Origin of the sequence: Alcanivorax sp. 97CO-5 (assembly GCF_000524665.1) — a bacterium.
Lineage (GTDB): Bacteria > Pseudomonadota > Gammaproteobacteria > Pseudomonadales > Alcanivoracaceae > Alcanivorax > Alcanivorax borkumensis.
Map to the genome: position 1 here is coordinate 1 of NZ_KI965907.1, position 25,389 is coordinate 25,389.

The window sequence follows — 25,389 nt, forward strand, 5'->3', positions numbered from 1 at the left end:
TTTTGCACGCTCAGGTGTCATGGACAACATTTGTTCTTCAGCATCATTAATCGGCCCGGTTTTATCGAACCATTCTTCTGGAACAATCAGGTGACAGGTACCACAGGCACACTCCCCGCCGCAATCCCCATCAATACCGGGAACGGCGTTGTCTAAGGCAACTTGCATCAAAGTAATACCTGCCTCAAATTCTGTTACATGTTCAGTTTTATCATTCTCAATAAAGGTGATTTTTCCCACAGCTGCATTCTCCTACCAAAAGTCTGTATGAAACCTAGCTTGTCGCTGTATAGCCATGCCGGCGAGGACATTTCTTGACAGCATGGGGACATTTCAAGACAATCAAGGTCATTCCCAAGGAGTGATTATGCCAAAAACATCACAGCAAGAGGGCCCCCAAACCCCCGAAGCTGACATTCCGTCGAATTATTCACGACTGATTGCACGTGAACTTGGTCTCGCTGCCCGGCAATTACCAAAGTTACTGCGCGGCACAGGCCTCGACGTTGAGCAGCTTTTGAAAGAAGACAGCTTACTCACTGCGACCCAGCAGATTCGCATCCTGCGCAATGCTCTGGCCTTGTCTGGCAAGCCTGAGTTCGGATTACGACTAGGCTCGCGCCTAACACCCGCAACCCATGGTGTAATGGGCTTGGTAGCCTATAGCAGCCCGGACCTACTGGCCGCACTACAGGCATTTCATACCTTCCTGCCCACGCGCGCAAGCTTCATCCAGTTACATTTGCAACAGGTTGATGATCTCCTCGTATGCTTGGCTAACTTCCAAGTGGTGGTAGATGAAGATGTTGAGCGATGTTTGGCGGAGGCCGTTATCAAAGCGTTCTTCGAAATGGGCGAATTCATCGTGGGGCACCCCTTATACGAAGCCGAGGTCTATTTTCGCCATCCAGCCCCCACATACCAAGCTGTATACCCAGATTATTTGCCTGGGTCGATTCATTTTGGCTCCAATCAGCTAAAACTCACTTTCCCGATGGAGTTATGCCGGATACCAAACGCTTCAGCGAACAATGAAAACTATAGCCTCGCCTTTCAGCAATGCGAATCTATGCTTGCTCGACTGCAAAACCATGAACCAGACTATCAAACCCTACTCAAAAAAATGATGCTGTCTCATCCAGCCGGCACACTATGCGAAGAAGAGGCGGCCGGCGCTTTATTCATTAGCAAGCGCACCCTCTCGCGTAAACTCAAAGAAGAAAATAGTAGTTTTCGAAAGGTTCGAGCTGAAATTCTTTCCCGTCAAGCTTCCGCTTACTTGCGCGATACCCAATTATCCGTAGAGGCTATCGCTTCACTGCTAAACTATCACGACACTGCAAGCTTTAGGCGAGCCTTTAAGCGCTGGTTTGGCATGCCGCCCGATCAGTACAGGCAGCGCACTGATTAGCAGGCTAAGAGGGGTCTGTGGACGACCAGGGGAGCGCCCCTCGCAGGCTACTGAAAACGAGCCCCTGCTCTACGGGGAAGGCGATCCCAAGATTCGTATGTTGATCGGATCGTACGCCGCGATATTCAGACACACCTTTGACCAACCGACCTCAATCCACAAACCAAAGCGCCCACCTACCGCTTAATTACCCCATCTTTTATTACCGCCCAGACAAAGTCACCGATATCCTTCACGGTATACCGGCCGTCTTCGTTAAACCACGTTGCCACCCAGTTTAACGCTCCGAGCCCAATAAGACGCAGAAGATCACGATCCACATCAGCACGAATAAGTCCTTGAGATGACAAGGATTTCAACATAGCAGACCATAGAAGTTCGTATCTGTCCCGGAGATCAATCATTTCTTGGCGTGACACACCATGTAAGGAGCGCCATTCAAAAAGCAACACATAGACCTTATCCGACCCACCAACCAGCAACTCAAGGTGGGCATTGATCCCCAGCCGCACCTGCTCAAGGGGATCACACTCCCCCTTAATTGCCTCAGACAAGGACCCCGACGCCTGCTCAAGTGCCAGCCGCATTAGGTCTACCAGGATGCTCTCTTTAGAGGGATAACGATAATGCAGGCTACCAGGCAACATGCCACAAGCTTCGGCGATCTCCTTTACGGTAGTTTTATCAAAGCCCTTTTGCCGAAACAGACGAGCTGCAGCTCCAAGCACAAACTCTCGATCCGTCTCGGCCACCGACATCGCCTGATTTTTTTTTCTTCCCACAAGCCACTCCCATGCTGTAAGTCTTTGATTCTAACATTCCTTTTGGAGGCGGCCCAGCCTTGCTCTCAGATCGCTCCACCTAGGCTATACATAAACAAGAACACTGTTTAGCCCATAATATTGAATTTGGTTGGTCATACAAATAAAGTCTAGATAATGAACTCTATATCGGAGCAATCCAATGGCCCTAGCAAATCGCAAGATCGGTTACGACGAGGTTGTAACCCGTGACATTCACTTTCCCATGAATATCGAAAACGTGGCCCGCCACTGGTTCGGTAATGACCCTTGGTCCACCCACTGGATGAACGCCATCCTTGCCGCCGTCCCAGACGGCGAGCGCTGGGTTATGAACTCAGCCAGGCGACAGCTTAGCAAGCTTGACGACCCGGAGGTGCTCAATGCCGCCAAGGAATTCATTCGCCAAGAGCGCATTCATGCTCGCGAGCACGACGAAATGAATGCCATCGGAGTGCAGCATGGGGTTCCCATCGACAAAGTCGAAGGCGTCTTCAAACTGATTCGAAAGCAACTCCAGCACCGTCTCAGTGACGACATGCAGAGCTCCATCGCTGCGGCGTTCGAGCATTTCACTGCGATTATCTCCTCGGTACTCCTTGAGCATCCGGAACTTTTTGACGAGACCCACCCAGAACTGCGCGCCATGCTCTATTGGCACTTTGTTGAAGAAACCGAGCACAAGAGTGTCAGCTACGACGTGTTCGTCGATGCCAGTGGCGGCGGCTTTCGCAGCTACCGGTTGCGCGCCAGTGGCATGCTACTAGCCATCGCCCTGGGTTTTCCCCTCATGATTGGCAACCAGACCTATCTACTCTACAAAGATCGCCAGATTCTGAATCTGCGCTCAGCAGCAAAAATGACCAAGGTGTTGTTCTGGCGGCCCGGCATTCTCTCCAAGGTCCTCGGTGGTGTAACACCCTACTTCTCACCCACCTTCCATCCTTGGGACGATGACAACCGTGATGTGATTCGTATCTGGAAGCGCGCCTACGAGAAAACCGGCGATGCCCAGAAGGCGTACCAGGCACTGCGAGATCACCGCGCCAAGCACGCACCGGAAACACTTTCTGCACCACAGGCTGAGCCCGCATGAGGAGAAGCATGAAAAAGAAACCGTTACCCCCGTCCACCCAAGCGGCCGCCGTCATCACCGGTGCCGGCAGTGGCATCGGTCGTAGCTTCGCCTACGAAGTGGCCCGCCGCGGTGGCTCGGTGCTGTGTGTCGATATCGATGCAGAATGTGCCGAACAGGTGGCCAGCAACCTGCGGGCTCTCGGCAATCACGCCATCGCGCAACAATGCGACGTGGGCGATCAAGCGCAGATGGAGTCCCTGGCGGAGAATGCCGAGTCCCTGCTCGGCCGGCCGGTGACACTGTTGATCAACAACGCGGGGGTCGGTCTCGGCGGTCCGATCGGTGAAGTGTCGCTTGAAGACTGGCACTGGTGCATGAACGTCAATCTCTGGGGCGCTATTCACGGCTGCCATTTTTTTGCCCCGGCCCTGCGCGATCTCGGTTACGGAGGCATCATCAATGTGGCCTCCGCGGCCGCCTTCGGATCTGCTCCGGAAATGACCGCCTACAATGTTACCAAAGCCGGCGTGCTAGCCTTATCGGAAACGCTTTCTTCCGAGCTGGCTGGAACCGGTGTGCAGGTCACCGCCCTGTGCCCAACGGTGGTTCCGACCAATATCGTCGAGAATGGGCGCCTGCCTGAACGTCGACGTGACTTTGCCAGTTCAGCGATGACCCGCTTTGCCCTGACCAACGCTGACCAAGTTGCTCGCCAGACCCTCAATGCCCTAGACCGTGGAGATCTGTACATGCTGCCACAAATCGACGGCCGCATTGCTTGGAGACTGAAACGCTTGACACCAAGACTATACGCCCGCGCCATTGGCGAAGCTTACCGAATACTGGCTGATTAACCGCATTCATGGGAAAGAAAAATTCAAGGAACTAACATATGGCCTCTATTCCCGCACACCTCATGAAGTTGCTTCTTCGTGCCGGGGTCAAGCGCGATATACGCGACCCGGACAAACTGGTAAAGCACCTGCGCAGAGCAATGAACGCTCCTTTGGCGCCCTCACCGCTTCCACGCGGAATACGGTTACAGCGAGGCAAGGTTGCCGGGACGGCAGGCCACTGGCTCAGCCCCACCGACCCACAAACAACCATACTCTACCTGCATGGTGGCGCGTTTATTGGTGGCCGCCTTGCAACCTATCACAACTTTTGTGGCCATCTGGCCCGCACGCTTAACGCGCGGGTTTTTCTTCCAGATTACAGACTCGCGCCAGAGCATCCGTTCCCGGCAGCGACGGATGATGCCTTTAATGTTTATCGTGAACTAATGGCTGATCCCCGCCCTATAGTCATTGCTGGAGACTCCGCAGGAGGCAACCTGACTCTGGTCACGCTACTACGCGCCCGAGATCACAAGCTGAGAATGCCGGCCTGTGCCGTAGCCATCTCCCCAGCATCAGATGCCCGAGGCAATTTGATGTCCCGACAGGCGAATAGCGACAGTGATGCCATGCTATCTCACTGCATGATTGAGGTCGCAACGGATGTCTACTTGGCAGGCGCTGATCCCGCCCACCCATATGCTTCACCAATCACCCAAGACTTTACCGGCTTGCCACCTCTACTTTTCACTGTAAGCAGCGAAGAGTGCCTGCGCGACGATGCCTATGCAGCCGCTCACTGCGCCCGACAAGCCGGCGTGCCTGTGCAGCTTCTGGAACGCAAAGATATGCCACACGTCTGGCCCGTATTCACTTTCCTGCTGCCGGAGGCAAAACAGGACCTTCCCACAATCGTCCGTTTTCTTCGCAAATATCTTGCCAGCACAGCCCCCTACGAGGAGGCATTTCACACTGCAAACGAGGGCGACACGACAATCCCGGAGATATCGTCATGAACATGGCTGCTTTTGCAACCCAGAATCCTCGCTATAACATTAGTCCCGATCATGAAGTAATCATCATTGGCGCTGGCATCTCCGGCATTGGTGCCGCCATCCAGCTACGTGCCGATGGCATCAAGGACATTCTGATCCTTGAGCGCAGTGAGGATGTGGGTGGCACATGGCGCGATAACCGTTATCCGGGGATCGCTGTCGACATTAGCTCTTTCACTTACTCATTTTCGTTCGAACAGAACGCAAATTGGTCGCGAGTATTCGCTCCGGGAAACGAGCTTTACCAGTACACTCGGCAGGTAACAAGCAAGTATGGCATCTACCCTCTTATTCGTTTTGGCGTCGAAGTCACTCGCGCCAGCTTCGATCTTGCTAACCATCTCTGGGTGCTTGAGCTTGGGGATGGGCGACAACTTCGAGCGCGGCATATTGTTTCGGCTTGCGGCGGGCTGATCTCGCCCAAAATGCCGGATATTGAGGGACTGGAGAAGTTCCAAGGCGAAGTCATTCACACTGCCCGCTGGCCGGACGATCTGGATCTCAGTGACAAGCGGGTTGCCGTGATAGGCACCGGAGCCACCGCAGTGCAACTGCTTCCGGAAATTGCCGTCAAGGCCCGCCAACTCGATGTCTACCAGCGCACCCCTATCTGGGTTCTAAAAAAACCGGATCACACCCTGCCCGGCTGGCTCAAGAGCCTGTTCCGAACCGTACCGGGTCTGCAACGCACCCTGCGCGGAGCCACCGATACCGCCAGTGAAACCCTGATGGTGCTTTCAACAATTTATTACCGCCAAGCCCCTTGGCTGGTGCGCATGTGCGAAAAAGCGGGCATCGCCAACATGCGTAAACAACTGCCCAACCGCAAGGACCTTTGGGAGAAACTGACACCGAAATACGGGTTCGGCTGTAAAAGGCCCACGTTCTCCAACGAATATTTCCGCACCTTCGCCCGGGACAACGTTGAGCTAGTCACTACGCCGATTAAACACATCACCTCCAGCGGCATTACCACCGATGATGGTCGCTCACGACGCATCGATACCTTGATCCTGGCCACCGGCTACAAAACTTTTGAGAAAGGAAACATCCCCTCTTTCGACGTAATCGGCAGCAACAGCATTAATTTGGGCGATTTTTGGCATGACCATCGCTACCAAGCCTACGAAGGCCTGACCATCCCAGGCTACCCGAACTTCTACATTATGCTCGGGCCCTATGCTCTTATCGGGACTTCTTATTTCAAGATGGTCGAGGGTAATGCTATCCACCTCTCACGCTGCATCCGCGAAGCCAACCGGCGTGGCGCCACCCAAGTGGAAATTCGCCAGTCAGTACATGACGATTATTTCCGCAATATTCAGAAGCGCCAGCAGAACACAGTGTTCCTCAACCACAATTGTGCGCAGTCAAACAGTTACTACTTCGACCACCACGGTGACGCGCCGATGCTGCGCCCATCTACCTCTTTAGAAATGCTGTGGCGGGCCAAACATTTGCCAATGAACCATTACCAGTTCAGTCGACTGGGCGATCACCCAAATCCCACCACCCCCAGCACAGTGGAAAGCAAACGGGTTAGTCGCATACCCTGACCCCCTGCAAAAGGCGCCCTGACGGAAAACAACCTTCTAACCTAGCGTGCCACTGGGCACGGCAAAATAACTAGGCTATTCTTCGGGGCTATGCTGATGCAAACTGCATTACTATTATAATTTGCTAACTCTTCTAACCACATCACAGACGTGAGGTACTGGATACGTTAGCCCGGTCGAGAAACCACGATTTAATCGACCGCTATCACTGTAACTGTTAGGCACTTCCACATACACTCTAGTCATCTGTCAATAATCATATGTGGGAGGGCAAAGACAGGCGCTGCGTAGACATAGACACAAGACAAGAAATCTGACAAATTTGAAATTTGCTTGGTTGTATGGCCAAACAAAATAAATAACCAAAAAAAAGACACCCCCCTTAAGGAGCCCATGATGCCTTCAACAAAAACAAAACGGTTGCCTCTCATTGCTGTTATTTGCGGCACCGCACTACTCTCTCCTAGCTTAACCATTGCTGGTGCTGGCGACGGAGCCTCCAACTACGGGCTTGGCCCCATGAATGTAGGCTCTGCCCTCGCATTCAGCCCTTTTACGTCCAACAGCTGGTCGGTTTACTATAACCCTGCAGCAATGGCCCGCTCAGAGGAAGGCGAACTGAGTATCGTTGCACAATATGGCGACCAAGAACTACGAGGCAAATCACTAGGGGGCTCCGCGCCTTTAGATCGCGAGAACGATGTACTCTCCGACAGCAGCTCCGAGTTGCTATTAATCGGCTTCAAAAGCCGCATAGCCGGCATCAGCAGCACCAAAAGACCGATCTATTTCGGGCTTAACGTTGGTACCGATGAATACACATCCAACCTCTTGCCATACCAAGCCAATACCTCACAAGAAGGGCAGTTCCTACGCTACGAGTCGCAACCACTTTATCTTGCGTTTGGTGGCGCTGTCAGCAATATCATAAGAGGCGTTGACGTCGGGGCCTCCGCCCGCCTGACCCTGGAAGCTAAAGCAAAGCTGGAAACAGTCTCCGACCTGGGCGGCAACACTGACTCGGAAAATCTTTCCCTTGAAGCGTCCCCCTCACTATCCCCAGCATTAGGTATCAATATCCGTTCTGGCGAAATGTTTTGCGGTTCCAGTGAATGCATGCCTTTTGGCATGGACAAACTCGAAGTTGCGCTATTTTGGCGTGATGAAAGCAGCTACGAGGTTTCCGTCGATGCAAACGTAGTCGTGCCTGGGGTTATACCTGAACCAGGGCTGAGTCTGGCATTGAGCACCATCGACACCTATCAACCCGAGGTTCTCGGCGCGGCACTCCTGCTTCCGGTAGGTAAATTCGAACTGACCGCCGGCATTGAGCAACATAAATGGTCTGCTCTTGAACGCGAGTTCGCCAGTGATACCATCCGTGACCAGGCCAACCTGGCATTTGACGACATCACTATTCCCCGTATTGGTGTCAGTTATCAGTGGTCGGAATCAATGAAACTATTTGCTGGTGCAGCCCTGGAGGACTCCCCCTTAAAGTCCAACCGGTCCCAAGATGTTAATTACCTAGACACCGATAAAAAAGTCTTCGGCTTAGGTGCAAGCTACCGCCTAGCAAACGCGCCGGTATTGCATATGCCGCTAGAACTTGCCTTCGCATACCAGTATCAAATGCTGGATGAAGCAGACTTTGAGTTAACGTCTATCAACTCCCCCTCTAACCCCAACTCTTACGAGACCCTACGAGCCGATGGCGAAATCCAAGTATTTTCTTCCTCTCTATCGCTGAAGTTTTAACAGCTGCCGTGCGATAATACCTGGAGAATAATAATGAATGAAAAAAAAACTAATATTTATCAATTATTTACCGCCCTTCTCATCGCAACCATAGCTAGCATCCTATATGGCTGCGGAGGCGATGATGAGGGCGATGTGACAACTACAACTACGTGGCAAGCTCCTGATAGCCTGATTTTCTCTTATCCTTACCCTGATCAAATAGAAGTACCATCTTCCGCCCCGGTGGTTTTGCGTTTTTCCACTGAGCTTGATCAAGAGGTGATTGACGACATTGATACCCGGCTGCTGTTGGTAAGTGATCTCGATGACAGCACAGTCGCGGTTGAATATCAGGTGACGGATAACGGCAGGGGGCTGGTTCTGCACCCCCTGTCCCCCCTGCTTCCAGCGGAAACTTACCACTTAGCCGTCAGCGGAGCCGGCCTCGGAGCCATTGATGGTGATTCCGTGGCCCGCGTGCAATTTAGTACCGCCGGCAACCAAGGTGGAGCAATGGACGCCATGGGTGTCGGCCCCTTCGCTTTACTCTCTGCCCCACCCTTAGACCAACCACAATTGCTCGCATCGAACGAGGACGCCAGTCGCCCCAACGACATGAGCACTTTCAGGATGTCATTCAACCAGACACTTGACCCTACCAGCACAAGTTATGGCGAAAACGGAACCGTCCAGCTGCGTGACAACCTGGGCAAGCTCGTTCCAGCCTCCATGTTCATGCGAGGCCGATACCTGACCCTTGACCCCTCCCAAGATCTGGAACCGGTCGAACACACATTGACTATTACTGGGCTGCGCGCTCAAACAACCGGTGCTGAGTTACCAGAATACAATCGTACGTTTGTTCCTATCTCAACACTTCCCCGCGCAACATCCATTCTCAAGGTAGGTAGCCTTGGCGCTGAGCAACCCGATCTGACCTCTGCATTAACCGGCAATCCAATCAACCAGGTCCCCGTTCAGTCTTTTGTGCTGGGCAACGACTCTTTTACGGCATTGAGTGGCGACCTTGCTGCCGACCTAGGCTTTGCTCCGGATTTTCCTGGTGCTGTGCCATTGCGAGTGCCCGCCGGCTCTGTGCTCCGAGGCTCTCCCGTCGATGTCAATATTTTGGGCAAAATACCCTCCGGCCTTGAGACGGGTGAAGTTACCATCACACTGCTCAGTGATGCCAACGGTTACCTGATTCCCAATCCGTTCAGTGACTCACCGTCAGTTCCCCGTTATGCCCTGCTTAATATGGACGCGGCAATGAGCGCAGAAGGACTGGCCCCGAACGGGGCCCTCAGCCAAAACCTGCTCAATGTACAGGTGGCCGGGCTAGCCGTTGTTGAAGATGGGGTGCTGGTACTGGATGCAGTCAGCGTAGTCGAACCCGAGGTGTTAGGCTTGGAGAGAGCATCAGGCTTACTTTCATTCCGCATGGAGGCCTACGAAAACCAACGCCAAGCGCCTTCACCAACCCCCGATGCACGCCCCCTGGAACTTCACTCTTGGGTACCGGGAATCTACCAACCCAATGCTCGTCCCGGCGATCCAATTATCTTGAACTTCAATAAACCACTGGACCCTGCATCAGTATTTCTAGACGGTGCCGTACAAATTACCGTGGATGGCGTACAACTGTCCTCATTCCCGATGAGGCATGACGGCGCTACCCTGGTTATCGGCGAAGACATTATTGAACATAACAAAGACATCCAGGTGACACTGACCAGCCTGCTTCGGGACACTCAGGGCAATTCACTTAGTCAGGATCAAACCCTCGATATTCGTCTGCCGGATTTTGACCTCCCTAATGACAACCCTGATGAGTTGCGAGCACCGCTGGTCGCCGCTGTTTTCCCCGGCTACCCTTGCGCGATGACCAACCCTATACTCACTGGTCCACGCGAAAACTGGCGCAATGGCCGCTGCACAGGTGGCAATGATACCGACCCTCTTACCCCGGTCTCCAACCTTTACAAAGACTTTAGCCTCCGGGCTGTCTTCAGCCGCAGCATTGACAAAGCCACCATCAATGACAACACCTTCGTTGTGGAACATTTCAACGACAACGCATGGCAACCAGTCGCCGGAAGATTGCAATTATTCGCACAGCGTGCGGAATTTTTCCCAGATAGCCCTTGGCGAATTGGTGACCTTTACCGTTTCACCTTACATTCCGAAGAAGGGACGCCGAATTGCGGTGTTAACGCCATTTGTTCGACAGATGGAGCCGCAATACAAACCCGTCAAATATCACAGTCGAGCTCCACCGCACCAGGGCTGAGGCAAGGGGGCCCAGACCTAACCAATCACTTTGTAGTTACCGGTGAAGATGATCGCATTACGCGGGTAACACTGCGTGGACTACCCACTTCCGATACGAACGCAAACCTTAGGCTCGATGATAGCGAACAAGGCGCCGTGCCAGATGGCAACGGTGGAGCCTCCGCAGAGGCCAACTTCCTACAACTTGGAATGAAAGATACCTCTGGGGTTGTTTCCGACGCAAACATTGGGTGTAGCATAGGTGAGGATTGCCCGGAAAAGCGGTTTTCGTTTATCGGTTCCGGCGGTTTGCAAGCGGGGGTAAGCTATTACGATCCAGATGTCGTCGTTAACCGCCGCCTCATCGATGGCAACCCTGACACTTCCAACGAAATCACAGGGAGTATGATAGCCAAGGTTTACCCGACCGTCCTCTCAACAACCAGTGTTTTCCTAGAAGCCCGAGCCTTGGGACTCATCACCATACCGCTAGATACCGGCCCCTTAGTGCTCCGTCTACAACACGAGAACAACCACGCCATTACTGGTTATGTTAGCGAAACGCCTGATGGCCCATGGTTCAGCACATCATTTGATCTTATGATCGATGCTCCTGAGCTAGAGCCCCGACTGCTCATTGAGCTTGGCCATGATCTGCGCAGCAAAGTGATTAAGAACGTCATCGTGGAAGGGCCGCTACGCTTCGTTGAGGACGGTCGACTCATCCTTAAAGTTCGCAATCCTGATCCTCTCGTTATAGCAGCGGAGATTGACCTTCTTGGTATAGGCCTAGGTGGGCTCGAATTGGAGGTACCCCCTCTAGGCGTAGACCTGACCTTTACCTTTTTGCCCGTGAAAAACTTCTAAATTAACTTCCCCTAGTGCTTATGCACTTTTAGCCCCCATTATTGGGGGCTTTTTTTGGCCCGGACAATATTAGCGAACCCTCGCTGATGTTATTCCAACAACACCCACCACCAACTATCTTGCATCGAACCCTACTTTCTTTCTAATCAATAAATTGCTATTGTTTGGTTGAGCAACCAAACAATAGGATGACAATGCTTAGTCGAGATAACCTCTCAGAACACAATCCTAGCCGTACCAATGAGCCCCTTGGGGTAGGCCAAGATATGCAGTTCGAGGGACATCAGGGCTTAAAGTTGAGCGCAACCCGATTCGGGGACCCTCAAGCTCCGCATGTTCTACTGCTGCACGGTGGGGGCCAAACACGCCATGCATGGACGCATACAGCAACCGTTCTAGCGAAGGCTGGGTATTGTGCCACCATCATAGACGCCAGAGGACATGGTCAAAGTCAATGGTGTCCACAGGGCGACTATAGTGCTACAGCCTTAATGGGGGATCTACGCGGGATCATCCAGTCTCTCCCGTCATCGCCCTATATTGTTGGCGCGTCAATGGGTGGACTCACAGCCATGCTCTTACTCGGTGAAGAGCCTGCTCTAGCTTGCCGCGGTTTAGTGCTTGTGGATGTGGCGCCTCGACTAGAGCCCAGCGGGGTCCGGCGGGTTATTGATTTCATGCGCCGCCACCCTGATGGATTTGACTCGCTTGAGCAGGTCCAGGATGCAGTGGCAGCCTATAACCCAACACGAACAAAACCCGCAAACCCAAACGGCCTTCGAAAAAACCTGCGCGAGAACGAAGACGGACGCCTTCATTGGCATTGGGACCCCGCGTTTCTTGATCATGCCGCGATACCTGATGCTGATGAAAGCATGTTTGGATACTTCCGGCTTAAGAACGCAAGTAGCCATCTTAACCTGCCCCTCTTGCTTCTCCGTGGCTATCACAGTGACGTACTCAGTGAAGCAGGAGCACAAGAGCTTTTAACCTTGGTCCCTCAAGCTCAATACCAGGTGATTGATCAAGCTGGCCATATGATCGCCGGTGACCGCAATAGCATTTTTACGGAAGCTGTGATGGATTTCCTTGAGTCGATTGATCCGCCCATTCAACAGATACGCTCCACTGAGCGGAGAATTAAAACATGAAGCACAAACATCTAGACGTCCTAATAATAGGTGCTGGCCTATCCGGCATAGGCGCAGCTTGCCATCTTAACCGCGACTGCCCTGATCTACGCTACGAAATTGTCGAGCGTCGTAAGCGAGTAGGCGGCACATGGGACCTATTTCGCTACCCCGGCATTCGTTCGGACTCAGATATGTTTACTCTCGGCTATAACTTTCGGCCTTGGACAGACACAAAAATGCTTGCCGACGGTCCCTCCATCCGCAAGTACATCGAAGAAACTGCCGAACAGCATCAGGTCGTTGACAAAATTCACTTCGGTCTCAAAGTTCTTTCCGAGGAGTGGAGTAGCGAGAGCAATCGCTGGACCGTCACCGCCCAGAACGAGGAAACCGGTGAAGAGGAAACCTTCACAGCCGGATTTGTGCTCAATTGCACTGGCTACTACAACTATGATGCTGGCCACACACCCAAAATACCCGGCATAACGCGCTTTGGGGGCGACGTCATTCATCCTCAGCACTGGCCTGAAAATTACGATTACAGTGGTAAACGGGTGGTCGTAATCGGTAGCGGAGCCACAGCTGTAACGCTGGTACCGGCAATGGCAGACAATGCCTCTCATGTGACCATGCTACAGCGTTCACCCAGCTATGTTGCATCCGTTCCGGAGCAAGATCTAATCTCTAAAAACCTGCGTCGTGTATTACCAGAAATGGTCGTTTACCGTATGGCTCGCGCGCGCAACGTTTTACTTCAGAGAAGCGTATTCCAACTGTCAATCCGAAAGCCCAAGGCTATCCGCAGATTACTGTTAGCCGCTGCCCGTAAGCAGCTTGGGCCAGATTTCGACATGAAGCATTTCCAACCGCACTACAATCCTTGGGAAGAGCGGTTGTGCGCGGTGCCAAAGGGCGATCTCTTCCGGGTTCTTCGTGAAGGCAAAGCCTCGGTGGTAACAGATCATATAGCTAGCGTGACTAAAACTGGCATAAAGCTTAAATCCGGAGAACTTCTTCCCGCAGATATCATCGTCACAGCCACCGGTCTGGATTTGCAAATGTTCGGCGGCGCAAGCATTCGTGTGGACGGTAAGGAACCCAGTATTTCAGACACCATGATGTACAAAGGGTTAATGCTTGAAAACATCCCCAATATGGCATTCGTCTTTGGTTATACCAATGCCTCCTGGACCCTAAAAGCCGATATCGCTTCCGAGTTTGTTTGTCGCCTACTCAAGCATATGCAGAAGACCGGCGCTGACAAGGTGACACCCGTTGACGAAGAGGACTGTGGAACTGACGTCAACTTCCTCAACCTTCGGTCAGGATACATTCAGCGTGCCGATGATCGCCTACCACGCCAAGGAACCAAACAGCCTTGGCAAACACTGAACGATTACCTGCGCGACCTTCCCGCCCTTCGTTATGGGAAGCTTGATGATGGCTACCTGCATTTCGAAGGCAAAAATCTCCATAAACCTAAGCGCAAACTGGTTCAACAACTACTCGGCAGCGCGCTAACCAAAGAGGCACAACGATGAAGTCATTTTCTGGAAAAGTTGCCGCCATTACAGGAGCGGGCTCCGGTATCGGCCAGGCCACAGCCATTGCACTGGCAAAAAAGGGATGCCATTTGGCTATCTCAGATATAAGCCAAGAAAGCCTCGAGAAAACCATCAAGATGCTTGCCCATTATCCTGTGAAAGTTAGCAGCCATGTCGTTGATGTCAGCGATCGCGAAGCGGTCTATAAATACGCGGACGACACCGTTACTGAGCACGGCAAGGTCAACATCATCATGAACAATGCGGGTGTTGGTCTTGGTGAAACCGTAGAAAACATGAGCTACGAGAACTTTGAATGGCTTATGAACATCAATTTTTGGGGTGTGGTATACGGCACCAAAGCATTCCTGCCGCACCTGAAGCGTGCTGATGAAGGGCACATCATCAATATCTCAAGCGTGTTCGGCATTATCGGCGTACCGACTCAATCTGCCTACAATGCCGCTAAATTTGCTGTACGCGGTTTTACAGAATCGCTGCGCGAAGAGCTTGATATAGAGGGCGGCCGCGTCAGCGCTACTTCAGTTCACCCTGGAGGGGTCAAAACCAATATCGCTCGCAACAGCCGCATGGGCGACATGGGTGACATGGGTATCGGCGACAAAGAAGATATTGCCGATATGTTTGAAAAAATCGCTATGACCACACCAGAAACCGCAGCAAAAACTATTCTAAAAGCTGTACGCAAGAACCGGCGGAGAGTATTGGTGGGCGGCGATGCCATCATGCTCGACACCACCCAGCGCCTGATGCCCACAGGCTATCAGCGGCTGCTCGAGGTTATGTTTAAAAAGCAGCAAGGCAAGAATAGCAAAACCGCCCGCAAGGGCATTGCTTAACATCCTTTAATTAACCATTACATTTAACACTGGAGGCGATATGCGCTCTTCAAACCCTGTCAAAAGCATAAAAAAACTCAGCGGAGCCCTCGTTGGCATTCCGCCTAGACATATTAATTTTAGTTTCCCAGAAACTATGCCGAAATACTTCTACGCAGGAAATGCAACTGCCACGACATTTTTCGCAATGCTTTCGGGATTTTTTCCGCCGGGCGAACGATACTTCATGGAATCGGTAAGACACTTTCGAAATGAAGTTAAAGACGAAACTCTGCGCGCAGAAATTTCAGGATTTATGGGTCAGGAAGCCATCCATGGTCGTGAACATGACCGACTCAACAACATCCTTTCTGAGTACGGCTTTGACATGCAGGCCCCGGACCGTTTCGTTAAAATTGGCCTAGCCATACTTGAAAAGTTACCCCCGAGCACGCGACTTGCGGCCACGACTTTTATGGAGCATTTCACTGCCCTTCTAGCCGAACAGCTCCTTAACGATGAACAATTCGTACAGCAAGCTGACCCTGAAATGATCAAGATATGGCAGTGGCATGCACTTGAAGAACTTGAACACAAATCTGTTGCTTATGACGTTTACGAGCTGATCGGGAACAGCCGTATCGAAAGAGCCGCCGCAGCACTGGCGTCCGTAGTAGTATTGCTTCCGATGCTAGGAGTAACTTGGAGCTGGATGCTGGCAAAAGACGGCCAGCTAGGTAATTTAAAAGATAATATCAAAGGTCTTAACGTATTATTGGGTCGCAATGGTTTTGTATCACGAATACTATCAAGGCTTCCCGAATTCGTAGAACCGAATTTCCACCCCAATCAACACAATACCAAACAGCTGGAGAGCAATTGGCGAGATAAGCTATTTGCCGTAGGCGGAGCATTGCATGATCAATATAGCAATTCAGCTGCCTGATTATGTTAGCCCGTCACCTGGACGTAGGTAGGGTGGCAGCATAAAAGATTCACCACGAAACCCCGGGAAAGCGGCTTTTATCCTCATTAAGATATAGTCACTATCCCGGGTATCACCACCATTTTATCTTGATAAAATGGTTCCAGTCGTTCATTTTTTACGCCTTCTTTTCTTTGGGAAACCCGCAAGCGGACTACGTTGATCCTGCTTCAAACTATCCGGGTTGCGAAACAGTAACAGCGCGATTACTTTACTCGTATTCGCGTAGCCTTGTTATTACATGGTTTTCTGGCTTGTCCCACCCTCCACGCGACCCAACACTACCCTGCCGAATTTGGCAATCACAAATCACATGGAACAGCTCATAAACCACAGAGGCACAGTGGGCAGAGCTCAGCATCCACTGCCACGCAGCCTTAATCAGGAATTTTGGAAAAGGGCATACTTATCTATGCACATGAATAACCTGTGCTCGCTCCAGACGTGCCTTTTCGATCGCTTTTAGAGTGTGCCAATATACGCTGTCAGGAGGTGATCTGTTTGAGTGGAAACCGCTGCGATGCGTGTAATCGAGATCAAGTTAGCGCTGAATTAAGCACTCAAAGACAGAAACGCGGGGTAAATACTGGGGAGAATACCTTTCTACCGGTTAACGAAAAATAACATGTGTCATATAGCGTAACAGCTGAGTTCTTATTCTGCTTGCTGCCTCTCATTTCATCCTAATACACGATGGTTTTAGCCCCAAGGCCTAGTAGCTAGCCTTGGGGCTAATTTTCGAAGAAAGCTTAACAAGCCGCCCCTTCAATATCGCTTAAGATAAACTGTGCCGCTCGCTCACCAATCATCATGCATGGTGCATTCGTATTACCACTGATCAATAATGGCATGATCGAAGCGTCCGCAACACGCAAACCCTTCACTCCGTTCACACGTAAACGAACATCCACCACCGCACGATCATCACTGCCCATTCGACAAGTACCAACCGGATGGTAAATGGTTTCAGCACGCTGACGAATATCAGCATCAATATCCGCATCGCTTACAATGCTTGAGTTAGGCTCATCGTCCCCCCCAAAAGCCGGCTGAAACGATTTGCTGTGGAAGACCTTTCTCGCCAATTTCACCCCCTCACGGAGCACACTGACATCCTCAGGATCAGAGAGGTAATTCGGATCAATGATTGGTGCTGCTAATGGATCGCTATTGGCTAAACGAATCCACCCTCGACTTTTGGGTCTAAGCTGGCAAACATGGATAGTGCAACCGAAACCCGGGGTCAACTGGCGGCCATGATCACGAAGGAACGCCGGCAAAAAGTGAAACTGAGCGTCGGGCCGATCCTCATCGCTGAGCAAACTAACAAAGGCCCCTGCTTCTGCAGCATTGCTGGCCAAAAATCCGCGCCGATGACGGAAATACTGGTAGAAAGCACGAATCAATCGGGGCAAAAAGAAAGGCGACATCCCAATAGACTGCCGACTTCGATCCTTTATTAAGACCGTCATATCCAGATGGTCCTGAAGATTAGCTCCAACCTCCGGCAAATGATGTAGGCAATTGATCCCGACTTCATTTAGGTGTTTTTTATCTCCAATACCCGACAACATAAGCAGCTGAGGAGTGTTGATCGCGCCACCGGACAGAACAACCTCTTTATGTGCGCCTATTTTCGTGACATTCCCATCACCATCACGTATTTCAACCCCAATCGCCCGGCCATCATCAAACAGCACTCTTCTTACCTGAATCTCAGTCATTATTGTCAGGTTTTTTCGGCCACGTGCTGGGTCCAAAAAGGCGCGCGCTGAACTCCAGCGCCGCCCATCCTTTTGTGTTACCTGAAAACGCCCAAAGCCTTTTTGATCTGGCCCGTTAAAATCATCATTACGGGGATAACCCAGCTCCTCGCCAGCGCGGATAAACATAGGGGTCAAGGGATTAATATCCTTCACCCGAGTTACATTTAGAGGCCCACCAACACCATGGAAGCTATCTTTGGGGTATTCTTCGTTGTTCTCGTGCGCGTTGAAAATAGGCTGCACATCCTTCCATGCCCAACCTGACGCGCCCTCCGCCGCCCAATCATCATAATCCTGCTGTTGTCCACGAATATAGACCATAGCATTAATTGAACTACTGCCACCCAGCGTTTTGCCACGGGGCCAATAGAGGCTTCTATTATTAAGATTCTTCTGTGGCGCTGTGTCATAACCCCAGTTTCGCTTGCCTTTTTTGATCAAACCAATAAGGCCAAAGGGAATATTTACGAAGCCACTATTGTCATGAGGGCCTGCTTCAATCAGGCACACGGAGTATTTCCCACTCTCGCTTAAACGGTTGGCAAGCACGCAGCCGGCCGAGCCCGCGCCCACAACGATGAAATCAAATGCCTCCATGTGCACTATCTCCTACTTGGCTAAAGCGCGTTATGTGATGTTCCCGGTCACCATGACTCAATGAACAATGAGTAATAAGGCGAAAGTAGTGCCCGATATTAAGCTCTTCAGTAACGCCAACCCCACCATGTATCTGGATGCCTTGTTGGGCAATAATCACCGCTTGGCTCGCGTAGTAGGCCTTTGCTCCCGCAGTAGCTCGAACACGCTCGGAAATGCAGTCACTTTCCGCTTTTACCGATACCATCAGAAGCATCGATTCAAGCTGCTGTAGATCGATAAAAAGATCGACAAGATAATGCTGTATCACCTGAAAACTGCCAATGGCAGTGCCAAATTGCTTCCGTGTTTGAGCATATTCCAGCGTTGACTGAAATACCTGACGAGAAGCCCCATACATGCGTGCACAATCCAGCGCACAGAGATAATCGTACCAAGCAAGAACAGCCTGCTTAGCGTCCTCTCCACGACACAAAATCATTTCTTCACTGATTTCGACATCATCGAGGGTCAAACTGGCAGCACGACTTCCGTCCAACAGCCGATACCGCTCAACATCACAAGCCTCAATAGGCAATGCGATAATCACCAGCTCATCACCAGACATCGCAGACAACAATACGGTATCCGCACAACCACCATCTGAGACGATATGCTTCTGGCCTGAAAGGCGCCCGCTATTAAGCCTTAATGAGGGCTTCAGTATATTGTAGCCGGCATGCCGATCGTAAAACCCACATGCCACTCGTGCATCACCGGCAATCACTTTCTCAAGCAATGACAGTGATGTTGATGTGTTTACGTGCTCCAGCAACTTTCCAGGGGAGACGATCAAATCGACATAAGGGTCAAGACAGAGAGCTGCCCCCATCTCCTGCACGATCGCTGACACATCCAATAGCGTGCCACCGTATCCGCCAACAGACTCCGCAAAAGGAAGACCGAACCAACCCAAATCTGTCATTGCCTGCCAACGGCCTTCGTCCAAATGGTTGCTCTCATCAAGCTGAGCAATATAGGTATCGAACGAGTAATTATCTTTTAGATAACGGCGCGCCGTATCGGCAATCATCGTGGTATTTTCAGGTAACTTGAAATCCATGCCTCACCTCACAATCCGAGCAGCATCTTTGCCAATACGTTTTTCTGAATCTCGTTAGATCCACCATAGATAGTGCAGGCACGCAGGAAGTTATAGCGGCGACTGGCTTGATTAAATACTTCGTCACCAATCGGTTGCTTATTATCCCATGGCAGAGACATCAGCCCACCGATCTCAACCATCGCCTGAGAAACCCTTTGCTGTAATTCGGTGCCTTTAATTTTCAGCCCTGAAGACTCTGGCCCAAATGGCTTACCCTCATCGGTCGCAGCTACGGTACGAAAATTGGTGTACTCCAATGCCATCAAGTCTATTTCCAGAGATGCCAAGCGCCGTTGAGCCTGCTGCCGCTCATTTTCAGTGGGCAGACTTTCCATGGCTGATTTGAGACGATTTATTTCATGATGAATATCAGCCACGCCAGCAATAGTCGTACGTTCGTGAGTAAGCAGGAACTTAGCGATGGTCCATCCCATCCCTTCCTTGCCCACAAGGTTTTCCACTGGAACCTTCACATCTGTGAAATACACTTCGTTAAGGTGGTGATGTCCATCGATCGAGTAAATCGGTCGCACCTCAAGCCCAGGCGTTTTCATGTCGATCAGTAGGAATGAGATGCCCTGTTGTTGCTTCACGGTGTTATCTGTACGCACTAGGCAGAACATCATGTCCGCCCAGTGTGCCTGCGTCGTCCAGATCTTCTGGCCATTTACCAAATAATGATCACCGTTAAGCGTGGCACGCGTTTTCAATGAGGCCAGATCCGAGCCAGCATTAGGTTCGGAATACCCTTGGCACCAGAGCGTTTCTCCACTTTGGATACCTGGCAACCAGCGCTCCTTCTGTTCTTCAGAGGCAAAGGTATAAAGCACCGGCCCAACCATGGCTACCCCAAAAGGACTCGTCGGTGGCGCACCGGCCAAAGCCCGCTCTAGGTCGAAAATATAGCGCTGAGTTGCGGTCCAGCCAGGGCCACCATATTGCTCTGGCCAAGTCGTTGTCAGCCAGCCTTTGCTTCCAAGCAAACGCTCCCAGCGCTGCTGCATGCTCTTATCCGGCATCGCCCCGCGGGCGGTACAGCTGCGAACATCTTCAGGGACGTTTTCAACCATCCATTGCCGGATGCTTTCACGAAATTTCTTTTCTTCTTCGTTGAAATCCAGATTCACGGAAGTCTCCAAGCTATTATCTGTTTCGTGATACGGGTGAAAAACTCAATTCAGTTAACCCGCATACTCTTATCTTCCCAGTAAGGGGATCGAAGTTCATTTTTTAATACTTTTCCTGCCCCACTGATGGGTAACGGCTCACTCCGAAACTCAATCGAACGAGGCACCTTATAGCCAGCTATTTTTTCTCTACAGTGATCAATGATATCTGTCTCACTGGCACTACTTCCTTCACATAACACCACTATCGCATGAACAGATTCTCCCCATTTTTCGTCAGGGATTCCGATCACTGCGCATTCTTGTACTGCCGAATGACTATATATAGCGCCTTCGACCTCAACCGAGAAAATGTTCTCACCGCCACTAATAACCATATCTTTGGCGCGATCAACAATGAAAACGAAACCATCCTCATCCATGTAAGCAAGATCCCCTGTATGCAACCATCCGTTGCGCAGAGTTTCTTCCGTGGTGGACTCCATACCCCAGTAACCACGCATGACATTGCCACCACGCACACAGATTTCACCAACTGTGCCACGAGGTACTTCTTCATCGTTTTCATTTACAACCATTACCTCAACACCCAAGGCCGCACGCCCTGCGCTCCGTAACTTTTCGCCACCAGCAACATGAAACTCAGGAGCAAGCGTGGTAATGATTGGTGAAGCTTCAGTCTGGCCATAGCCCTGGGCGAACGAGGCTTTCGGCATTTGCTCCATCGCGCTTATCAACACCGCTTCTGGCATCGGTGAGGCTCCATAAAGCATTCGTCTTATGCTGCTTACATCGTAATTAGCAATACGCCCAGATGAGGCAAGAAGATTAACCATGGTTGGCACAAGCAAGGCGTCTGTGATTTTCTCGCGTTCTATGAACGCCAAAACTTCATCAACATCAAAACGAGGCACAATTCCATGGGTTCCTGCTGCAAGGGTTACAGCAAAAGTGCTGGCCATGTCAGCCAGATGGAACATTGGAGCAGCATGCATATAGACAGTGTCACGCCCATACCCCATTTCTGCGACGACATTCAGTGCGTTGAATACTAGGTTGTCGTGACTAAGCATTACCCCTTTCGAGCGCCCCGTAGTACCGCCGGTATAAAAAAGGCCAGCAAGGTCATCTCCGCCCGCGTCTACATCACTCATTCGCTCGGATTGAACAATAAGCGATTCATAATCAATACAACCTTCCGGACACTCACCATCACCAATAAAAACCACATGCTTTATTGATTCAAGCAGTGGTCGGAGTATCGGAAGCAACGCTGAAAAGGTGTCATCAATGAACAGAATTTTCGAACCTGAATCATTTAACGTAAATGCAATTTCCGGCGGTGCGAGACGAATATTGATAGGGTTTACCGCAGCTCCCGCCCAGGGAACCGCATAAAAATACTCCATATAGCGGTCACTATTCAGCGATAGGATCGCAACCCTATCGCCCGACTCAACCCCCAGCCCTACCAGACCATTTGCAAGGCGTGCGATACGATCCTCAAACTTCTTCCAGGTTTGTCTCCGGCCAGCAAAAATAGTGGCCGTACCTTCTCCATTTAACTGAACAGCACGACGCAAGGTCTGTGTGATATACATGACTGGACGCTCCATTGAGGATTTTAAGAAAGTTTTATTGTAATAAATCAGATTGTTTCCAAGGCTCTCTTGTATATAAACCGACCCTGCGAAACTTTATTTTTTTCAATAAAGAGGTCCACGACAACGATAATGAAGCGTCTACCTTCTCTAATAATTCTTGGTTCGGCTCGCAATGTTCCGGCGAAGGCAGGCCTAAGATAATCAAAGGTCATGCTTGAGCATATCGACTTATCATTAATCCCATTATTCGATGTCAAATAGCTTCCAGCAACGATCTCTGCAAAGCTGGCCAAGATGCCGCCGTGGAAAGTTTTGATTAACGGATTACCGACATGTTTGTCGCGAAACGACATTTCGTAGGTTTTTACGCCATCATCATCACCTAACCATATGCCAAGAAATTTCGAGTATGGTGATTCATCAGGGAGTGCATGATGGGAAGGAGGATCCTCATTTCTTATATCAGAGCCAGCTTCCCCCGACTGCTCTTTCGGCACATCTTTTTTATTATCTTTTTCTTTTGCAATTGGTTTATCAAACGAAGGGCCTAATGTTCCGATCGCAAAGCTGCCAGAAACTGATGCCAACACATCATCTCCAGAACGGCCGAATGCCTCTCCACGGACATAGGCGATGTCCCCTTCAATAGCAAAGCATACGACTTTGCAATAAATCGCCTCATTGATACCCGGCATAGTGATGAAATCGACACGTAGATCGATAGTGGCGATTGGCCGCATATCTCCGAGACGAATAAAAATCGCCAAGCCACAAGTCGTATCCATCAATGTAGCAATTGCACCACGGTGTAACACACCGTTGCTATCACACATATCAGGCACACAGGGCATGCCCATAACCACCCCGTCAGGGGCAACTTCTTCCATCTCGATTCCGAAAGCCCCAAACAAAGGGTGTGAGGCACCAAAAAAACCACTCGCGGCAAGAAGATCTTTAGATATTGAATTTACAGCCGTCATATTAGCAACTTTCGTTCTTCATAATGTCAACGCGGCGTCCACATACCGCAATTCTGCTTCTCTCACCTTGGCTATGGCTTCACGGATCATCTCAGTAGGAAACGTCTCACTTTCAGAACCCAAGCGAAGACAATCAGCCAATGCAGACCACGCACTGGCAGAGTCGCGCATCAAATCAGACAGGCCCATTTTTTTGAGTGCGGGGATTACCTCCTCTGCCTCATCAATAAACTCTGCATACATAGTGCGGAAACCACCGCCGCCAGTACCGCGCTTCTCTATCACTTGATACGCAAAACGCAGCAACCAAGGCCATTTTTCAAAATCTTTCCAGCGATGAAGATCATTGATCCAAGTATTCAGTGCTTCAATACCCTGGTTTTTATCACCATCTTTAAGCGTTTGCGCATTACGAATAATCGCACTCTTGACCTGCTCGGGAGAGATTTCAACTGAGATATCTTCCGGAGCGAACAGAGAGCCGTGATGAATAAAAGGTGGCGTCAAAGAAAAGCGCGCCAGCGCCAGCTTATCGCGCGGCACCTCAAGAAGCTCAGGCCGCTCGGTATCACTCACCAAAACCGTTTTCCCATCATCAGTCCGCTGCCAAGCAACAATTGCATGACCGGGGAAATGGGTACTACTTTTAAAATAAGGAAGGTGATATATATCGGTTAACAAGAGAGCAGGACGACCAGCATCAAGATATCCATCTAACGCCTTCGCAGCGTCCTCTTTATCCTGCCAAGATTCCCAATGAAACGGCACTCCCAGTGTTGAGAACACCGCCTCTTCAAAACCCATTGAGCGAACATGAACAATAAAAGGCGTATCAGAATTTGGTATTTCCACATAGGTAATACCAAGCCCCGCACCCAGGCCAAAACAGAAAGCCTCAGTCAGGTTAAGCCCATGAAATTCGAGCAGATCTCTGATGGCTGAGCTACCACAATGACGTCCAGGCCTATGAGTGTGCTTATGATATTCGGCGCCACTCATGCCAGCCTCCTCCGGCTTTCTTTTCGGCATTAGGCCACCACTTTTAGGGAAACAGGACCAACAGGGCCGTAAATTGTTTCCGATGCCTGCATCGGGTCGCCATGCTCCTCATACTCCGAAAGCCAAGCAGCAACCTTTTCTGGCATACCCGTATCCCAGGGGTGAAAGCCTGGACGGAACCAATCTAAAAATTCAGGCAACATCCCAGTAAGAATGCCTTTTCGGCCATATAATTTGTTAAGGCCTCGCAGAATCACACCCGGCTTTCGCGTAGCACCGTCGAGCCTGAGCATATTCCAGAATACTGGAGCTACAACAAGATGAACCATCAGAGTAGCAACAATTAGCGCCGACGCGCGGGTTAGGTAACCGCCACCAGCAGCACTCTGGTAAAGATCGTAAGCAACAGCCTTGTGCTCCACTTCTTCTACGCCATGCCACAGGAAGAGTGCCCGCATGACCGGGTCAGCATCCCGAAACATATCACTATCTTCACTAACCATTGCCTCACCAAGGGTTGCAGTGAAGTGCTCAAATGCCGCAGTCATCGCTAATTGGTACTTTTTAGGCAGGTACTTTTGTGTAGTGCGGATAAATGTTCGCAGATTCGCAGTTACCTTCTCCACGTCCACACCCTGACCAACCATCACATCATTGAAACGATCATGGACAATCCCGTGCTGACCTTCCTGACGAATAAAATGACGAATATCTTCACGCAGACGGCTATCTGTTACTTGATCCTGAAAGTTACGCACAGATTGGATAAAAAACCGTTCGCCTTCCGGGAAATGCACTGACAGCGCGTCAAAAAAGCGAGTAAGAACGGGATCGCCCGCATTCCAGTGCCGCGGAACAGAGGAAACATCAAATGCGACCTTGCGCGGCTGGATAGGTACAGAATTCATAATTCCTCCGAATGAGCAGTTACCATTGCATGGTTTAATGCAATTATCTTATTTGGCCAAACGACCAAATGTCAACACCCAAGCCCATCCCCCTCTGACTGCTAGGGCTCTATCAGCGATCAAATCATCGGAGGGTGAGGCCTAAGTCG

At 50.8% G+C, this 25,389-nt stretch carries 20 protein-coding genes; 11 read left to right on the forward strand and 9 right to left on the reverse strand.

Annotated elements, in window-relative coordinates; all coding sequences use genetic code 11:
- The coding region (locus Y017_RS13430) for a 2Fe-2S iron-sulfur cluster-binding protein (RefSeq protein WP_035461441.1) at positions 1-240 on the reverse strand (240 nt) is incomplete at its 3' end.
- Between the two features lie 127 nt (positions 241-367).
- On the opposite strand from Y017_RS13430, the gene Y017_RS13435 reads away from it, so the two are divergent.
- On the forward strand, positions 368-1,411 hold the full coding sequence (locus Y017_RS13435; protein ID WP_035461443.1) for an AraC family transcriptional regulator: 1,044 nt from the start codon (positions 368-370) through the stop codon (positions 1,409-1,411).
- Between the two features lie 176 nt (positions 1,412-1,587).
- Here the strand turns inward: Y017_RS13435 and Y017_RS13440 are convergent, their stop codons facing one another.
- Positions 1,588-2,193, reverse strand: coding sequence for a TetR/AcrR family transcriptional regulator (locus tag Y017_RS13440; protein WP_197017573.1), 606 nt, complete (start codon positions 2,191-2,193; stop codon positions 1,588-1,590).
- 181 nt (positions 2,194-2,374) lie between these two features.
- Here Y017_RS13440 and Y017_RS13445 point away from each other — a divergent pair, with 181 nt between their 5' ends.
- From Y017_RS13445 to Y017_RS13490, 10 genes are all read left to right on the forward strand, one after another.
- On the forward strand, positions 2,375-3,307 hold the full coding sequence (locus tag Y017_RS13445; RefSeq protein WP_011587494.1) for a metal-dependent hydrolase: 933 nt from the start codon (positions 2,375-2,377) through the stop codon (positions 3,305-3,307).
- On the forward strand, positions 3,304-4,143 hold the full coding sequence (locus Y017_RS13450) for an SDR family oxidoreductase (protein WP_197017574.1): 840 nt from the start codon (positions 3,304-3,306) through the stop codon (positions 4,141-4,143). Before Y017_RS13445 ends, Y017_RS13450 begins: the two co-directional genes overlap by 4 nt.
- Before the next feature lie 38 nt (positions 4,144-4,181).
- Complete coding sequence (locus Y017_RS13455; protein ID WP_035461449.1) at positions 4,182-5,141, forward strand: alpha/beta hydrolase; 960 nt, start codon at positions 4,182-4,184, stop codon at positions 5,139-5,141.
- Positions 5,138-6,736 carry an NAD(P)/FAD-dependent oxidoreductase gene (locus Y017_RS13460; protein WP_011587491.1) on the forward strand — a complete coding sequence of 533 codons (1,599 nt, stop codon included), beginning with the start codon at positions 5,138-5,140 and terminating at the stop codon, positions 6,734-6,736. Before Y017_RS13455 ends, Y017_RS13460 begins: the two co-directional genes overlap by 4 nt.
- Before the next feature lie 393 nt (positions 6,737-7,129).
- Positions 7,130-8,494 (forward strand): OmpP1/FadL family transporter, encoded by a 1,365-nt coding sequence (locus Y017_RS13465; RefSeq protein WP_035461451.1) that lies wholly within the window; start codon positions 7,130-7,132, stop codon positions 8,492-8,494.
- Positions 8,495-8,527: 33 nt separating this feature from the next.
- A complete protein-coding gene (locus tag Y017_RS13470; RefSeq protein ID WP_035461453.1) occupies positions 8,528-11,614 on the forward strand; it encodes an Ig-like domain-containing protein in 3,087 nt (1,028 codons plus the stop codon).
- Between the two features lie 266 nt (positions 11,615-11,880).
- Positions 11,881-12,765 carry an alpha/beta fold hydrolase gene (locus tag Y017_RS13475; RefSeq protein ID WP_035461455.1) on the forward strand — a complete coding sequence of 295 codons (885 nt, stop codon included), beginning with the start codon at positions 11,881-11,883 and terminating at the stop codon, positions 12,763-12,765.
- Entirely contained in the window at positions 12,762-14,288 is a 1,527-nt protein-coding gene (locus Y017_RS13480) for an NAD(P)/FAD-dependent oxidoreductase (RefSeq protein ID WP_035461458.1), read from the forward strand. Before Y017_RS13475 ends, Y017_RS13480 begins: the two co-directional genes overlap by 4 nt.
- Positions 14,285-15,151 carry an SDR family oxidoreductase gene (locus Y017_RS13485; RefSeq protein ID WP_011587486.1) on the forward strand — a complete coding sequence of 289 codons (867 nt, stop codon included), beginning with the start codon at positions 14,285-14,287 and terminating at the stop codon, positions 15,149-15,151. Before Y017_RS13480 ends, Y017_RS13485 begins: the two co-directional genes overlap by 4 nt.
- A gap of 40 nt (positions 15,152-15,191) precedes the next feature.
- Positions 15,192-16,076: a metal-dependent hydrolase gene (locus tag Y017_RS13490; RefSeq protein WP_035461460.1), complete on the forward strand. Its 885-nt coding sequence runs from the start codon at positions 15,192-15,194 to the stop codon at positions 16,074-16,076.
- A 788-nt stretch (positions 16,077-16,864) separates the two neighbouring features.
- On the opposite strand, the gene Y017_RS13495 is transcribed toward Y017_RS13490, so the two are convergent.
- Genes Y017_RS13495 through Y017_RS13525 form a run of 7 tightly spaced genes read right to left on the reverse strand, consistent with a single transcriptional unit; the run spans position 16,865 to position 25,240 of the window.
- Positions 16,865-18,478 carry a GMC family oxidoreductase gene (locus tag Y017_RS13495; protein ID WP_035461462.1) on the reverse strand — a complete coding sequence of 538 codons (1,614 nt, stop codon included), beginning with the start codon at positions 18,476-18,478 and terminating at the stop codon, positions 16,865-16,867.
- Positions 18,465-19,580 carry an acyl-CoA dehydrogenase family protein gene (locus tag Y017_RS13500; protein ID WP_035461464.1) on the reverse strand — a complete coding sequence of 372 codons (1,116 nt, stop codon included), beginning with the start codon at positions 19,578-19,580 and terminating at the stop codon, positions 18,465-18,467. The genes Y017_RS13495 and Y017_RS13500 overlap by 14 nt, the downstream gene beginning before the upstream one ends.
- Before the next feature lie 8 nt (positions 19,581-19,588).
- Complete coding sequence (locus tag Y017_RS13505) at positions 19,589-20,749, reverse strand: acyl-CoA dehydrogenase family protein (protein ID WP_035461466.1); 1,161 nt, start codon at positions 20,747-20,749, stop codon at positions 19,589-19,591.
- A gap of 50 nt (positions 20,750-20,799) precedes the next feature.
- On the reverse strand, positions 20,800-22,365 hold the full coding sequence (locus tag Y017_RS13510; protein WP_255346571.1) for a long-chain-fatty-acid--CoA ligase: 1,566 nt from the start codon (positions 22,363-22,365) through the stop codon (positions 20,800-20,802).
- Between the two features lie 32 nt (positions 22,366-22,397).
- Complete coding sequence (locus Y017_RS13515) at positions 22,398-23,333, reverse strand: PaaI family thioesterase (protein ID WP_035461470.1); 936 nt, start codon at positions 23,331-23,333, stop codon at positions 22,398-22,400.
- Positions 23,334-23,351: 18 nt separating this feature from the next.
- Entirely contained in the window at positions 23,352-24,332 is a 981-nt protein-coding gene (locus Y017_RS13520; RefSeq protein WP_035461473.1) for a BtrH N-terminal domain-containing protein, read from the reverse strand.
- A gap of 29 nt (positions 24,333-24,361) precedes the next feature.
- Positions 24,362-25,240 (reverse strand): metal-dependent hydrolase, encoded by an 879-nt coding sequence (locus Y017_RS13525; protein ID WP_011587478.1) that lies wholly within the window; start codon positions 25,238-25,240, stop codon positions 24,362-24,364.
- Positions 25,241-25,389: the final 149 nt, after the last annotated feature.

What these genes read in the sequence shown, in the direction of transcription:
- Y017_RS13490 (WP_035461460.1), top strand. Translation starts at nt 15,192, where the DNA reads ATGCGCTCTTCAAACCCTGTCAAAAGCATAAAAAAACTCAGCGGAGCC.
- Y017_RS13520 (WP_035461473.1), bottom strand. Translation starts at nt 24,332, where the DNA reads ATGAGTGGCGCCGAATATCATAAGCACACTCATAGGCCTGGACGTCAT.
- Y017_RS13465 (WP_035461451.1), top strand. Translation starts at nt 7,130, where the DNA reads ATGATGCCTTCAACAAAAACAAAACGGTTGCCTCTCATTGCTGTTATT.
- Y017_RS13525 (WP_011587478.1), bottom strand. Translation starts at nt 25,240, where the DNA reads ATGAATTCTGTACCTATCCAGCCGCGCAAGGTCGCATTTGATGTTTCC.
- Y017_RS13435 (WP_035461443.1), top strand. Translation starts at nt 368, where the DNA reads ATGCCAAAAACATCACAGCAAGAGGGCCCCCAAACCCCCGAAGCTGAC.
- Y017_RS13455 (WP_035461449.1), top strand. Translation starts at nt 4,182, where the DNA reads ATGGCCTCTATTCCCGCACACCTCATGAAGTTGCTTCTTCGTGCCGGG.
- Y017_RS13480 (WP_035461458.1), top strand. Translation starts at nt 12,762, where the DNA reads ATGAAGCACAAACATCTAGACGTCCTAATAATAGGTGCTGGCCTATCC.
- Y017_RS13495 (WP_035461462.1), bottom strand. Translation starts at nt 18,478, where the DNA reads ATGGAGGCATTTGATTTCATCGTTGTGGGCGCGGGCTCGGCCGGCTGC.
- Y017_RS13475 (WP_035461455.1), top strand. Translation starts at nt 11,881, where the DNA reads ATGCAGTTCGAGGGACATCAGGGCTTAAAGTTGAGCGCAACCCGATTC.
- Y017_RS13445 (WP_011587494.1), top strand. Translation starts at nt 2,375, where the DNA reads ATGGCCCTAGCAAATCGCAAGATCGGTTACGACGAGGTTGTAACCCGT.
- Y017_RS13450 (WP_197017574.1), top strand. Translation starts at nt 3,304, where the DNA reads ATGAGGAGAAGCATGAAAAAGAAACCGTTACCCCCGTCCACCCAAGCG.
- Y017_RS13510 (WP_255346571.1), bottom strand. Translation starts at nt 22,365, where the DNA reads ATGGAGCGTCCAGTCATGTATATCACACAGACCTTGCGTCGTGCTGTT.
- Y017_RS13500 (WP_035461464.1), bottom strand. Translation starts at nt 19,580, where the DNA reads ATGGATTTCAAGTTACCTGAAAATACCACGATGATTGCCGATACGGCG.
- Y017_RS13470 (WP_035461453.1), top strand. Translation starts at nt 8,528, where the DNA reads ATGAATGAAAAAAAAACTAATATTTATCAATTATTTACCGCCCTTCTC.
- Y017_RS13515 (WP_035461470.1), bottom strand. Translation starts at nt 23,333, where the DNA reads ATGACGGCTGTAAATTCAATATCTAAAGATCTTCTTGCCGCGAGTGGT.
- Y017_RS13485 (WP_011587486.1), top strand. Translation starts at nt 14,285, where the DNA reads ATGAAGTCATTTTCTGGAAAAGTTGCCGCCATTACAGGAGCGGGCTCC.
- Y017_RS13460 (WP_011587491.1), top strand. Translation starts at nt 5,138, where the DNA reads ATGAACATGGCTGCTTTTGCAACCCAGAATCCTCGCTATAACATTAGT.